Source organism: Cedecea davisae DSM 4568 (genome assembly GCF_000412335.2).
Lineage (GTDB): Bacteria > Pseudomonadota > Gammaproteobacteria > Enterobacterales > Enterobacteriaceae > Cedecea > Cedecea davisae.
Genome location: NZ_KE161030.1, coordinates 2,799,161 through 2,811,401, shown reverse-complemented (window position 1 = coordinate 2,811,401; position 12,241 = coordinate 2,799,161). Strand labels below are relative to the sequence as shown.

The window sequence follows — 12,241 nt, the reverse complement described above, 5'->3', positions numbered from 1 at the left end:
TGCCCCTTTAGTTCAAATCGGGAACCCTGGCATTTTCCTGACGGAGTTCAAATTGCGCCTCTTGTGCATTTTCGCAATCCTGGGAGTCACTACCGGATGATTCACACGCTTTATACCGCTTACTCATTTCATCCGGATGTTCTTTGTACCACTGCGTTGATTTCGGGTTGTCGCACCCCGCCAGAAATAATGAACCTAAAATAACCGTCAAAATTCGAAATGATGTTTTCATTCTTATCCTCTTAATGATTAAAGTCAGGAATCGGGGAGACAAGTTGTTGTTCATTGAATGCTTTTTGCCGCTGTTGAGCCAACATCACAGAGCGCTGTTCAGCCTGTTTGACTAACATTTCCCACTGGCTGGTTAATGCGTTCAATTGTACGCTTTTGGCTGCTATCGCGTTAGCCAGGTCCTGTGACTCTTTCGAGTCTTTGGCGTTAGTAATACGGTTGGACAAGTCTGATATATCGTTTAATGTGCTATTAATCCGGTTTTGGACATTGCTGGTATCTTCAATTGATACCGCTTGATTTAGGACAAGTTGTTTGCAACTTTCCCGATAGCGTTGCGATGAACTGGACTGATTACAAATATCAAACGATTGATATTTTTTATATAAGCGCTCGAGGTCAGAAGAGTAGTTACCGTCCTGATTAGTCAGTAGACCATCCAGCGAAATCCCATTTTTACGGAGAATATCAATATCGTTTTTCAGGCTTTTTGCGTCGCGGAGAAATCCCTGAATATCTCGTATGCCCGTCGCGGTCGCTAATTGCTGCTTATAGGCGTCAAGCTCGCTTTTATAGTGGGTGACCGTTTCCTGCCATTGCTGGAGCTTTTGTACCCACTGATTAATCGACTCGAGATTGCTGGTGGCATCAAACACGGGGATACCAGTGCTAAGTGCGGGTGTGGAAACCAATAGAGATAACGCCAGAAACATCTTTCTGGTGTGCATGGTAATGACCTCCGGGGTGAATATCAGATAGCCTGGTTAAGGAACGTTTCTTTCCAGTCGGTGGGTGACATGTCTTCCTGATAAATGGCATCAAATATTTTCAGGTTGTCTTCACTGCCGCTCAGGATTTTGGTGATGTTACCGAGGCCCGATAAATCCATTTTTGCCATGGCGACAAAAGGGCGAGTTTCACCGGCACGCAGCGGTGTTTTAAGAATGACCATATAATGCTCACCGGGATCAAGATTACGGACGATGTCGTAAACGTTTTCCGGGACTTTCATTTTCTCAACGTAATCCGCACGGCTGGCCTTGGGGTTGGCGAGAAAAATTTGTGTACTGCATTGCTCAATAATCGCCGGAGCGATGGGGTGCCTGACGATTTCATCGGGCGATTGGGTAGCGGGGATAAAAATGCCGTTCAGTTTGCGGATCACCTTGAGCATATTGAGGGAGAATTTAGAAAATTCGACATCGGCCAGCCATTTCCAGAACTCATCCATGAACATCACCAGTCGGCGACCATCTAACAGGCTGGTGACGCGGTATAGAAGATAAAAAGTGATGGGTCCGCGTATGTCCTCATCATCCAGGAATTCCGTGCCGTCTATACCAAAGTTATCAATATTGCTGATGTTGAATGTGTCCTCCTCGTTATCAAATACCCAACCGAACTCACCGCCCTGCGCCCACTGTTTCAGCCGTATACGCAGACCATTAGTTCGTGCCTCTTTAGTTGGTGGCTCCGGCAGCACTTCTAATAATCGGGTAATACCATAGCGGCGGTATTCCGGCGGGTAGTCCAGCATAATCGTATCCACAGCAGCGCTGATACGTTCTTCGTCACGGGGATCGAGTGGTTTACCGTTACGACGACACAGCATCCGAATGAGTCGCTTGATAAAGCTGATGTTTCGGCGTGTAGGCGGAAGTGAAAACGGGTTAAATCCGGTAGGCATCCCAGTCCGGATGCGGAAGTAACGGCCTCCCATCTGGCGGATAGACATCTCCGCCGCTCTGTCTTTATCAAAGTAAACGGTGGTCAGTCGTTTGATGGTGGCAGAGGCGGAAAATGTCGCCGGATTACGGTACTTCTGCATCAACTGTTTCATCATCGTCATCAGCAAAGTCTTTCCTGAACCTGTTTTTCCGATGATGGCGGTATTCCCCGGCGTTTTCTCATTGAAGTCATCCCGCCCCGCCTGGCTGTCATGCAGGTTCAGATAGTAACTGCCGCCACTGTGGGATTTCAGGATAGCAATAGCCTCACCCCACGGATTGCCGTGGCGTTTATGGGGATGGTGGTTATGCAAGCTACCCATATCAGCGTAATTCTGGCTACTGACCACCACCAGACGGGGGCGTAGCGAATAGACGCCGGGGAGTTGAGCCAGATAGGCGGCAGGTAACGACAGCGTAGACAGGGATGTCATGATGCCGAGATCGTTAAAAGGTTGGGCCAGCGCATTGGTCTCTTTTACTACCCGATCGGCGCTGGTGGATGTGACCAACAGGGAAAAGTGATATTTGCCGCAGGACACATGCCCGGACTGGAGCAGATCGCGTAAGACGATCAATTCCTCTCGCTGTGAAATGGCATCATCGTCCGTTGAGTCCAGCCGTTTTTCAGCCAGTCGGATATGATTTTGCGCTTCATCCCGGGCCATACAGGTGAAAGACTGCGTCAGGACATACTCGCTTTCGGCATACAACAGCGCATCCAGCAGGCCAGTATAGGTCTCAGGTGAATAATCTTTAATTTCCAGGCTACGGAAAAAGTGGGAGCCGCTGGCCGTCTGACATTCGGCTGTATCGGTGGTAAAGAATACATCTGGCGTGCTGAGTGTGTGATAAAACGGTGTGCGCGTCACCGCCACATTCTGCCACTTTCCTGTAATCAGGCGGTGGTAGAAAGCGAGCTGCGAAGAGTAAAGCCGGTCTTTCTCCTCGTAAAGGCCCAATGGCGTCGCCACATAACGGGACAGGGCGGTGTTGATTGCCTCATGATGTTCCAGCATCCCTTTCAGGGAATCATCCAGCGCCGCTTTCCTTTTTCCTGAGGGCTGCGTCTTCATGACTTTTTTCTCCAGCGTGGAGAAAGGAACATAGCAGAGGGTGAAAAACAGCCGGTGCCGCCAGAGTGGTTTACCTTTTATTGTCTGGTAATAGCGTTCAGTAACTTCATCCGAAAAAGGAATGCCCGAGCTGGCATCAAAGCTATCCTGATATTTTTCCCGTATGCGGTGGATATAGAAAGTGATCGGTAGCCCCTCATACGAGCGGATCAGGTTGTTTAGGTGGCTTGCCAGGAATGTCAGATGATGCTCATCCTCACATTCAAATACAGTGCCATCCAATTCCCAGGTAGCGACTAAATCACCGGAGCGATTTCTTATTATGCGAGGGTGGATGTGGGAGGAGTAAGGAATGTATTTATCCAGCGTGATGCGCTCGTTTAATTTCATCTTATCGATAAACTCCGAAACGTCGACGGCGTCATAGAGGCTTGCCAGCATGGCACTGGCACCGAAATGACGGTTCGTAGAAAATCGCCCACGGGTTTTAAAAGCCAGCCACAGCAGTCCGAAATAATGAATATCCGTTCGAGCCTTTGCTTTCATTTCCAGCCAGGCTGGGATCAACAACAATGCAAGGTAATAACTGATATAGACCGACAGCAGGACGATAGCCCCGCTGACAATCACGAACGGGACAAGAGGGATACCCATAATGGCGGCAGGGCGGGTCAGCGCTTTGTTCAGGGTGGTCATCGATTCCCCTTATGATGCCCAATAGGCACCAAAGCCGGATGCGCCAACAATCAGAATGGCTCCGATAATGACGTTGCGCATGTCATGCAAACTTTTACCATCAAACAGCACCTTGTAACCGACCCACATGGTCGCCAGCGTGATCGTGGCGGCGGCCAGTCCGAGCATGCCTGTGGCGGTATTACTCAGCGTATCGTTGGCTTTATTAAATCCACTCCCTGCCGCCAGCGTTTGGGTTGATACCAACAGGGAAGAAAACGCAGGCCAGTATTTACGTTTTTGCATCGTTATTTCTCCTCATTAATTACAGGCATGAATACATCGCCGCGAATAATGGCGTCGGGATAGTGCAGGGAGGTCAAAACAGGTGTGGCTCTATCGGTAAGTTCACCGCGCAGGACGGTGGCCGGGTAATGAATCTCTGAAGGGAATGGGCTGGTGGTACTGTGCTTGAGATCTTCCCGCGTTGACGGGACAGCATAGCCAATACGTTGGATATAACTGGTTTGGTCGAAGGCAGATTCTGGTCGTTGACCCGTATCGAAATTGCCGGAATAGTAACAACTGAGCGCTCTCTTCAGCGTGCCGCCTCGTTGGTAGCAGTCGGTGAGGATCTGCTCAAAAACGGACAGATTAGTGCAGGGGTCTAACAAGTCATGGGCTGACACGCCGTAATGGCGAAAGTTGGTACTGGTGATTTGCATCAGCCCGACCGAATAGCGGCGACCTTTTGCTGCCACTCGTTTGATGATGTTGACGGCAGTTTGCTTGCTGGTGGGCTGATGAGAAATGACACCTATACTGCCGGATGTTCTCTCCTTCTTTGGCACAATCTCAGCGATGGCGTAAGGATTAAAGCTGGATTCCACTTTAGCTACATCAAACGTGGTGGATGGGGGAATGGTGGCGGCACACTGCATGGCCACCACAATAAAGGTCGTGGGTGAAAGCATGGTTGCCTCGGTAAAAAATTGAGTCGTACGCAGCTATCTGGCTGTCGGTGGCATGGGAAAGGTGCGTGAGGATTGAGTGCTAATCGAGCTGGGGAGCCTGCGCTGTGTTGCTATCGTCCTTCGGTTCAAGAAGCACCAGTTTACCGGAGACAGCAATGCCGGGTGTCAGTACGATGTTCAATCCGGGTTTGCCGTTATGAGCGAACGCCACGCCGACTTTTGTCCCGTACGTGTTCTTCTCTCTGCCAGGATCGGGCTGGTTTTCCTGCGTGACAAATACGTGATAGGTAGGTTTTCTCATGCTATTTCCTTTAATAAAAAGTCATGGGGAGTTAACTACATCGATCACATCCCGATTCTGCATTCCGGTTTCAACGGGTCAGCGAGAACATTCAGCGGCACCCTGAATTGTGGTTACGTGACAGCCCGACTCATATTTTTAAAGAGCAATACTGGTCCCGGACGAATAAACGTCCATCAAGCTCGCCAGTGGAAGGTGACGTGATTAGCGTGCGATATCAGCGATGGGATGAAAATGAGGAAATCAAAAAGGGAATGAGAGAGAAAATGAATCGCGTGGTAATTATTTTGGGCTGACTGGTAGTGTTGACTAGTATTTTAGCTGGCGCTATTGCTGCTTGTGGGCGTAGCTAATGTGGCAGACAGGTTTGTGCTAAGAGTAGACCTTACTAACCACGTAGTATGTTAATCTGCTGTGAGCAGAGCTCACCTGATTCACTGAAACAGAGCTGACTAAGCCGGAATCTGAAAAAGCTCTTGCTGACTCGATGCGTTCAATACTGGCTATGTACGGACAGGACCAAGTCTGGCTGTTAATGAATTAAGGATGAGTGCTAAATATTGGGGAAATAAATATTAGAATGGTGCGGATGTTTTTTGTATCCTGAAAAACTACTGTCTTTCATATAGAACCATATTGCCAATGCTCCTGCTTTTAAAATTCCTTCATCCATACATGATGTTTTCTAATCTGGCTGCCTGGGGTCTGGCTCAGAATATTGAGGGCCTAGGCTTGTTTCACAGTATAAATGACCTACCTTTGCAGGTCGGAAGTGATGTTATCTATCCCTGGAATCTCAGCCCGACGCACGGCGTTAACATATTATCAGGCTTACTCACTCTCTTTCTCATCCCGATAGCATTGCTGAATATCCGTGCCGGATTTTACCTAAACAAATGGGCGGGCTGGATAAGCCTGATTTTGTGGATCCTGCCGGGTGCGCTCAGCCTGATGGGTTATGTCCCTGACCTTAGAAGTTACGGTCCGGATGTGTTCAGGTTTGGGAAGGGGTTTACGGGCAGTACGTCTTCAGCGGCAGCCAGTTTATTTATCTCTCTGGTAACCGGCTGGTCAGTCATTATGCTGTTCAGCGCGCTATGGAAGAAAAATACTTTCAAAAACGCTTATGACCATATCTGGTACATCCTGGGTCTGGTCGCGGCTCTCTATTTTGTAACGGACAGCGGCCTGCCCTCATACAAAAAGGACCTGTCAGAAGCAGGCGAACGTACCTCTCTCATTATGCAGCATTTTCGCAATGGCCAGCAAAACCTTGAAACAATGTGTGAAAATCCGGACGTGAAAAATCAGGTTACTGATTTATGTGGCTTGGGATCAGAGATGAAGTGGTCGTTTAAGGATAGTTTTTCTTCGAATGACATTTTACGTGCCAGAAGCGATTTGCCAGACTGGGTAACAAGAGTGGCGGACGATCCGGAAATCAGTAAACAGATTGAGGAGTTCAATCTTCTGGCATGTTCACCAAACGAACTCAGGGGTAATTGCCAGACTGTCCCCATTGAGATGTCTCTCGACAGTGAGGATTATAAAACGCCTAGGGATTTTCTCCCTCCAGCGTATGCCCAGAGACTTCTGCTACTGCATAAATCCATGCAGAAAGCCGATGCACGTATACAGGATATTGAGCAAGGGCATAACACTCGCTATTTTGTCTTTCTCATGCTGGCCTTTGTGGCGGGCGGTAAGCTTGCGAATGCGTCAAGGTCAATGGTTGCACATGATACGGTTCGCCCGCGGTCATGGCTGTTCAACTGCATAAGGTTCATCGTCCACAATACACTGCTGGTAATCAGGCTTTTTGCAACAGAACTGGTCTTACCGCTTCTGCAACGCTTGGTACGCTCGGGTAACGGGATCATCAACAGGTATAGGGCAAGAAAGGCTAAAAACAAGGCCGAAAGTGAAGTATCTTCCGGTAAGGGTTAGTCGGTTCAGAGTCTCTCAGCGATCTTAAGATGGCTCGAGATGGGCAGATTTACAGCGTATCCCAGAGGACTGGCCTGACAATGGCCGCTCTGATACCTATCAGTTCAAGTCTCCGATACTTTTCTGCCCATTCTTCTTCACTACGGCACGCTATCACCCACTGTGCCGCAGAAACGGAACTCTCCTGAAACAGCGCTTGGAAATAAACTGCATCAACCGCAGACAGAGAATGGCCCAAAATTACTACCTGCTTAATTTCGCTTAGACCCTCGAAAAAATGTCGGTGATCAGCGATAAGCTTCTGTGAAGGCTTAAATGTCGCGGAGAAATAGTCATCAATGATGCTGTTCGCCTCTATGAGCCGTGTATCAATCTCTGCAATATCCTCCCTGTCGTTGAGAGAGGGACGGGATCTCGGCTCCCAGGCATGTCCTAGGATCAAATCATTGTCCTTCGTCTCTACAGAACCGTGGATATGAAGAACACGCTCCGGATCGACTCCATAAACGTGACTCAGTGTAGCGGTGTAATTAAAGCTTAAAAAAAATGCATGTGGATCCAGTGTAGTCAGGCGAGTTGGTGCACTTGTACACGAAGGTATAGGCAACTCACGGATCCACAGTCCGAATTGATAACGTAAGCTTTTAGAAAGGCGTTTGACTACCTGACCCACCTCATACTGAAAATCATGATGACCTGCATCACTCCAGTCCTCCTCAGCATATGAACTCATGAAATTGCCTAAGTTATTGATAAGCATGCCTGCATCCAGTTTTGCAAGCGCGGATTCAAGATCGCACCAGTCATCATCCACGGGAAGGTGCTCTTCAACATTCTGGTAGGTATTCGAATCTTTAGCCCGAATATATTCTCTGAAATCCCACAAGCTGGAAGGAATTTTGTGCCAGAGATCGAAGCCGTTTCCGATTACATAGAGTGTAGTTGTCTGCATAGCCCCTCTCACAACACGTTGCCTGTTTGCGTTGAAATACCCTAACATTTCCTGTTTTATATCAGCGGACATCTTAACCGCCAGAGAAAATTGTGGAGAAAATCAGCCCTGCAACAGTTCAGTTTATCAAGCTTGGTGAGGCCGGTGAATGGGAGCAGCTGTGTCTGTCGGAGGGCACGCTTCGGTTTGGTTATCATGAAACCCCGGACAGTCTTTGTGTTGAGGGACAATGGGCAGACGTGCACGAGATATGGCTTAATATCCGCAAGGGGAAAAAAGGTAATGCGAGCAATGACGTTAGGCAGATCAAGACCTTTTACATGGCGGACTCAGAGACGCTATTCATTACTTTCATGGGGGGATTTCTGTACTGGTGTCGACCCGTGGGCCCGGTTAAGGTGCTGGCGGATGGTAGTCGAGTCAGAAAAACGATGGAGGGGTGGCAGAACACCAGCATTGGGGGAGCACGGTTAACCAAAGATCACTTGAGCGGAGATCTGTTAAAGGTTCAGGGATACCGGGGAACGATATGTAACGTAAGTGCACATGATTACGTTGTTCGTAAAATAAATGATGAAGATCTCCCTGCGGTATCTGATGCGAAGAAAGCTGAAGAGACTTATCTGACGGCTATAAAAAATCTTTGTCAGCTACTGACCTGGCAGGATTTCGAACTACTGGTAGATCTTGTTTTTTCAACAAGCGGGTGGCGACGCATCAGTATTGTCGGGAAAACACAAAAAACGCTGGATCTTGAGCTTGAATCTCCCACCACCGGAGAGAAAGCATTTATACAGATTAAATCATATGCGGACGCACATGCTTTCAGCGAGTACGAAAAGCGGTTCAGGGAAAGCAGTGCCTATGAACGAATGTTTTTTATCTGGCACAGCGGGCCGTTATCGGAAAATATCAAAGCCGACAGCATTACGTTAATCGGACCAAATAAGTTGGCTGGGCTAATTTTGGACAGTGGTTTATCAAGATGGCTTCGAAAAAAAGTTTCGTAAGATTCCGACTTTCCCGGCTCTGTATCAACAGAGCATCGAGGTAAAAAACCTGCAACGGCCCCTTACGCTGTGACACCATCAGACCCCAGCCGTAAGCAATGTCTGAATTTGTGATAGTAAAGTTGCATAATTAATTATGTTAACATTGAAAAAATCATAGGAATGCTAGTGATAAAGCCTGAAATTACATCTCTATTCAAATACTGCTCTATCGGTAAGAATCAATTAAGTGCTCTTGCACAGCGGAAAATCTGGTACTCAAAACCGGCAGGATTTAATGATCCTTTTGACACCCAATTTTATGTGAGAGGACAAAGGCATGTGTACGAACGGGAAATGGACTCTGAAAAATTATCAGCCATTTTTGGTGAAGATATGTCAGATGTAATAGTTTCCCAAAAACGCTCTCTTGATGAACCTTTGGACAGATTTAAAAGCGGTTTAGAAAAATTAGGTATTCTTTCACTAGCAAGCAGTAACAAAAATTTGCTGATGTGGTCGCATTATGCTTCTGAACATAAAGGTATGTGCTTAGAGTTTAAACGCATCGTCGGCACAGCCTTAGCAGATGATAAAATAACCAGGCCGATGAATTACAATGATAATTATCCATCGATACAGGCGAGTTCAATTTTAAATGAAGTCGATACATTATCTAATAAAATTAGAATATTACACACAAAATCTAAACATTGGGAATACGAGCAGGAGTGGAGGCATGTAGTTGAGCAAGGTAATGAGTTACATCCTTGGCCCGCAGAATTAATTTCTGTCTATTTCGGCTGCAAGACAGATATGTCAGATATACATTTGGTAAAAAGTATAATTACGGATCCAAATGTTAATTACCAGAAAGGGAATTTGTACAGTGACAAATTTGACATTTATTTTCAACCGATATAATTACTTAAAAACATATCTACATTAACTAAGTTAAGTATTGTAAATACCTCACGAACGATTGAATGTCCGCTCATTGCAGACAGCCAAGTCTAGTTGTGTTCTAAAAAGGAAAAATACCAGCTAAAGTCTGAATCAATACAGACAAGCAATAATGGTGACGGATTCCCATTCAGTATTTCACTATTGATAGTTAAACATAGTATTTATTCAGGTAATAAAAAACGTGCAGAGAAGGTAACTTCTCTGCACGAGTGCTGTCGGCTATCAGCGCTGACGACGCTCAATTATGGTTTGGCATTCCGTACAGGTTGTCACTCCCGGCAGAGTTTGCCGTCGCTGCTCAGGAATAGGTTCACCGCACAAACGGCAGTAATGTAATGAAGGTGTGGTTGTTGGTTTCAAACGGTTCTGTTCAATCATCTCTTTCAGACGCTGTTCATTGAATTCCTGATCGCGATCGATCTCATCTGGCATGCGATATCCTCCTCTTCAATGCTTCTTTCTCGCAAAGGGTGATACGGTTCCAGATGGCGGTAAGGGAAGGCCCTTTTTTATGAGAAGACAATGATTCAGTAATCAACATCATTGCTTCCAGCGCATCAGGCGTATCAAGGTTTTCAGAGCGGTTTTTTTTCCATGACAGCCAGATTTCGGCATCAATGGTTTCATCCGGGATAGGCGTGCGGCCATAAGGGATGGTGACGCTCAGCAATCGACGGCGAGTGCAGACCTCATTCGAGGTGAGGCCAAAAAAATGATTCAGGAGTGCAATAGACCCTCCCAACCTGATAGCTCGATTAATCTGTTGCTGGCGTTGCGCCTCCTGGCCGGACATCGCCAGAATCTGTTTTAGAGCGTCGTGACAAACGGTAATCGACATAAACTGCGCTGATGCCCGGCTGACGATAAACAGTTCGTCGAGTGATAGCTGATTGAGGGTATTTAATTCGTCAAATGTGAATCCTAACGTTTCACAATAGCGAAAATTACCTTCCTTGAGCGCGGCAAGGGCATTTGTTAATACCGCATAATTCAGTGAGGGAAACATAATGTTCTATCCCCCTTCAGCGTTCTAAGCGGTTGGCTAATTTGAAGTTAATCCATTCGTCAATTTCAGATTCCAGCCAGGCAACGCTGGCTGGCCCAATCTTTATTGAAGAGGGAAAGGATCCTTCATTCATGTAAAGGTATATTTGCGAGCGTTTCAGACCGGTTTTTACTTCTACTTGTTTCAGGCGCAACAGCTGATGCGATGTCATAAATACCTCCAGTACAGAAATGGGATATGCCCGGAGATGACAAAAAAACACAGTGAGGAAAGGAGTGGAAGTTGAAGAGCCCGTATTACGGATACTACAATCCTTAATACGGGTTTTTAGATTGAAGCATGTAATGTCATTGTAATTAGGCGCCTAAATGGATGTGGGCGAACCACGTTCAAGCGCTGTTTTTAACGTGTCGCCGCTGAATCGATCGGTAATACCCTCTATTAGTGCCCATTGTTCGAAGATGGACAGTAGTTTGTAGGGTTGTTTGATCAATGGTCTAATTATTTCGTTATTTTTGCAAGCAAGCCAGAACAGGCGGGCCAATGGTGTTGATATACGTGTCGGAGATGATGGGTGAAAAGCGTTTGTAGACGGTAAATTGATTAGTTTTTCGAACTCTGAATGTTTGATAACAAAACAGGCATCCGGTGGCAAGTTATGCAGAGGAAAATATCCCTTTATGCCGATTTTTTTTGTGGTTTGGGCTAAGACTTTTTTTGTAATACCTGAGACTATATCTTCAGGTAACCGCTTGAGCTGTTGATCTATTCTCTCCTGATAGCTTATGTTTTCAAATACCTGGAAAATATCACCATAGAGGTTAACTGTAAGGCCGTAATTGATATAACCACCTTTAGTTGTCGGGGGTGGGATGCCAAGTGAATTGGCTAATAGATGCTGTATCAGAACATACTCATATCCGAAAAGATTTGTGTCAATGACCCTTTGAAGGGCATGTATATATTCTCCTGATGTTACAGGGACTAAGTGTTTTTCATAAATAAAACAATCTTTATCCAGTGTGCACAGTCGATTGATGAGCGAACTGTCAATGGATTTGAGCCTCACCTTTTTGTTTTTTATCTGGATTTTGCGTAATAGTACGGGTGATTGAAAATATATAGAAAGGCTGATCCCGCCATATAAAACATGGCGGTAGATATCTGCCTCTGTCAGTTGTTTGCTTTTTTGATGACTTGATATAGCCAGTGCTTCTTGTATTGTTAGCCAGTTAAGCTCATCATTTTTCGGGAGGGACACCTTATCATTAATCGCCACCGCTCATCTCCTTTTATAGGACGACACCTTCATCGTGAAAGATAAAAATATCCATATCTGAAGAATAATTTATATATAAAATGAAAATACAAAAAAGAGAGTAATTGGTGATTTTTAA

General features: G+C 46.2%; 14 protein-coding genes. 3 read left to right on the top strand and 11 right to left on the bottom strand.

All coding sequences use genetic code 11. The features are described from left to right. Positions 1 to 7: 7 nt before the first annotated feature. The 6 genes from HMPREF0201_RS22570 to HMPREF0201_RS12835 form a co-directional block, all read right to left on the bottom strand. On the bottom strand, positions 8 to 232 hold the full coding sequence (locus HMPREF0201_RS22570; protein ID WP_016537131.1) for an EexN family lipoprotein: 225 nt from the start codon (positions 230 to 232) through the stop codon (positions 8 to 10). A gap of 10 nt (positions 233 to 242) precedes the next feature. After that, on the bottom strand, positions 243 to 959 hold the full coding sequence (locus tag HMPREF0201_RS12855; RefSeq protein ID WP_016537130.1) for a TrbJ/VirB5 family protein: 717 nt from the start codon (positions 957 to 959) through the stop codon (positions 243 to 245). A gap of 23 nt (positions 960 to 982) precedes the next feature. Then, positions 983 to 3,730: a VirB4 family type IV secretion/conjugal transfer ATPase gene (locus tag HMPREF0201_RS12850; RefSeq protein ID WP_016537129.1), complete on the bottom strand. Its 2,748-nt coding sequence runs from the start codon at positions 3,728 to 3,730 to the stop codon at positions 983 to 985. Positions 3,731 to 3,739: 9 nt separating this feature from the next. After that, positions 3,740 to 4,015: a TrbC/VirB2 family protein gene (locus HMPREF0201_RS12845; RefSeq protein WP_016537128.1), complete on the bottom strand. Its 276-nt coding sequence runs from the start codon at positions 4,013 to 4,015 to the stop codon at positions 3,740 to 3,742. Between the two features lie 2 nt (positions 4,016 to 4,017). After that, complete coding sequence (locus tag HMPREF0201_RS12840; protein WP_016537127.1) at positions 4,018 to 4,683, bottom strand: lytic transglycosylase domain-containing protein; 666 nt, start codon at positions 4,681 to 4,683, stop codon at positions 4,018 to 4,020. 79 nt (positions 4,684 to 4,762) lie between these two features. Next, positions 4,763 to 4,984 carry a hypothetical protein gene (locus tag HMPREF0201_RS12835; protein ID WP_016537126.1) on the bottom strand — a complete coding sequence of 74 codons (222 nt, stop codon included), beginning with the start codon at positions 4,982 to 4,984 and terminating at the stop codon, positions 4,763 to 4,765. A 642-nt stretch (positions 4,985 to 5,626) separates the two neighbouring features. Here HMPREF0201_RS12835 and HMPREF0201_RS12830 point away from each other — a divergent pair. After that, positions 5,627 to 6,931 carry a hypothetical protein gene (locus tag HMPREF0201_RS12830; protein ID WP_016537123.1) on the top strand — a complete coding sequence of 435 codons (1,305 nt, stop codon included), beginning with the start codon at positions 5,627 to 5,629 and terminating at the stop codon, positions 6,929 to 6,931. A 49-nt stretch (positions 6,932 to 6,980) separates the two neighbouring features. Here the strand turns inward: HMPREF0201_RS12830 and HMPREF0201_RS12825 are convergent, their stop codons facing one another. Continuing rightward, positions 6,981 to 7,955 carry a bacteriophage abortive infection AbiH family protein gene (locus HMPREF0201_RS12825; protein ID WP_016537122.1) on the bottom strand — a complete coding sequence of 325 codons (975 nt, stop codon included), beginning with the start codon at positions 7,953 to 7,955 and terminating at the stop codon, positions 6,981 to 6,983. Between the two features lie 20 nt (positions 7,956 to 7,975). Here HMPREF0201_RS12825 and HMPREF0201_RS12820 point away from each other — a divergent pair, with 20 nt between their 5' ends. Together HMPREF0201_RS12820 and HMPREF0201_RS12815 are read left to right on the top strand one after the other, a co-directional pair. Then, positions 7,976 to 8,893 (top strand): hypothetical protein, encoded by a 918-nt coding sequence (locus HMPREF0201_RS12820; RefSeq protein WP_016537121.1) that lies wholly within the window; start codon positions 7,976 to 7,978, stop codon positions 8,891 to 8,893. 162 nt (positions 8,894 to 9,055) lie between these two features. Further along, positions 9,056 to 9,796 (top strand): DUF2971 domain-containing protein, encoded by a 741-nt coding sequence (locus HMPREF0201_RS12815; protein ID WP_016537120.1) that lies wholly within the window; start codon positions 9,056 to 9,058, stop codon positions 9,794 to 9,796. 264 nt (positions 9,797 to 10,060) lie between these two features. Here the strand turns inward: HMPREF0201_RS12815 and HMPREF0201_RS22565 are convergent, their stop codons facing one another. The 4 genes from HMPREF0201_RS22565 to HMPREF0201_RS12800 all read right to left on the bottom strand — a co-directional run bounded on the left by HMPREF0201_RS22565 (position 10,061) and on the right by HMPREF0201_RS12800 (position 12,123). Continuing rightward, positions 10,061 to 10,270, bottom strand: a complete 210-nt coding sequence (locus HMPREF0201_RS22565) for a TraR/DksA family transcriptional regulator (RefSeq protein ID WP_016537119.1) — start codon at positions 10,268 to 10,270, stop codon at positions 10,061 to 10,063. Next, entirely contained in the window at positions 10,260 to 10,844 is a 585-nt protein-coding gene (locus tag HMPREF0201_RS12810) for a DUF2857 domain-containing protein (RefSeq protein WP_016537118.1), read from the bottom strand. The genes HMPREF0201_RS22565 and HMPREF0201_RS12810 overlap by 11 nt, the downstream gene beginning before the upstream one ends. Before the next feature lie 16 nt (positions 10,845 to 10,860). Then, positions 10,861 to 11,055: an AlpA family transcriptional regulator gene (locus tag HMPREF0201_RS12805; RefSeq protein ID WP_016537117.1), complete on the bottom strand. Its 195-nt coding sequence runs from the start codon at positions 11,053 to 11,055 to the stop codon at positions 10,861 to 10,863. Between the two features lie 153 nt (positions 11,056 to 11,208). Further along, positions 11,209 to 12,123 carry a hypothetical protein gene (locus HMPREF0201_RS12800; protein ID WP_016537116.1) on the bottom strand — a complete coding sequence of 305 codons (915 nt, stop codon included), beginning with the start codon at positions 12,121 to 12,123 and terminating at the stop codon, positions 11,209 to 11,211. Between the last annotated feature and the right edge of the window lie 118 nt (positions 12,124 to 12,241).

Bases quoted from the DNA above. Each gene is read 5' to 3' on its own strand.
- HMPREF0201_RS22565 (WP_016537119.1), bottom strand. From the start codon at position 10,270: ATGCCAGATGAGATCGATCGCGATCAGGAATTCAATGAACAGCGTCTG.
- HMPREF0201_RS12855 (WP_016537130.1), bottom strand. From the start codon at position 959: ATGCACACCAGAAAGATGTTTCTGGCGTTATCTCTATTGGTTTCCACA.
- HMPREF0201_RS12850 (WP_016537129.1), bottom strand. From the start codon at position 3,730: ATGACCACCCTGAACAAAGCGCTGACCCGCCCTGCCGCCATTATGGGT.
- HMPREF0201_RS12840 (WP_016537127.1), bottom strand. From the start codon at position 4,683: ATGCTTTCACCCACGACCTTTATTGTGGTGGCCATGCAGTGTGCCGCC.
- HMPREF0201_RS12825 (WP_016537122.1), bottom strand. From the start codon at position 7,955: ATGTCCGCTGATATAAAACAGGAAATGTTAGGGTATTTCAACGCAAAC.
- HMPREF0201_RS12815 (WP_016537120.1), top strand. From the start codon at position 9,056: ATGCTAGTGATAAAGCCTGAAATTACATCTCTATTCAAATACTGCTCT.
- HMPREF0201_RS12835 (WP_016537126.1), bottom strand. From the start codon at position 4,984: ATGAGAAAACCTACCTATCACGTATTTGTCACGCAGGAAAACCAGCCC.
- HMPREF0201_RS12830 (WP_016537123.1), top strand. From the start codon at position 5,627: ATGCTCCTGCTTTTAAAATTCCTTCATCCATACATGATGTTTTCTAAT.
- HMPREF0201_RS22570 (WP_016537131.1), bottom strand. From the start codon at position 232: ATGAAAACATCATTTCGAATTTTGACGGTTATTTTAGGTTCATTATTT.
- HMPREF0201_RS12805 (WP_016537117.1), bottom strand. From the start codon at position 11,055: ATGACATCGCATCAGCTGTTGCGCCTGAAACAAGTAGAAGTAAAAACC.
- HMPREF0201_RS12845 (WP_016537128.1), bottom strand. From the start codon at position 4,015: ATGCAAAAACGTAAATACTGGCCTGCGTTTTCTTCCCTGTTGGTATCA.
- HMPREF0201_RS12810 (WP_016537118.1), bottom strand. From the start codon at position 10,844: ATGTTTCCCTCACTGAATTATGCGGTATTAACAAATGCCCTTGCCGCG.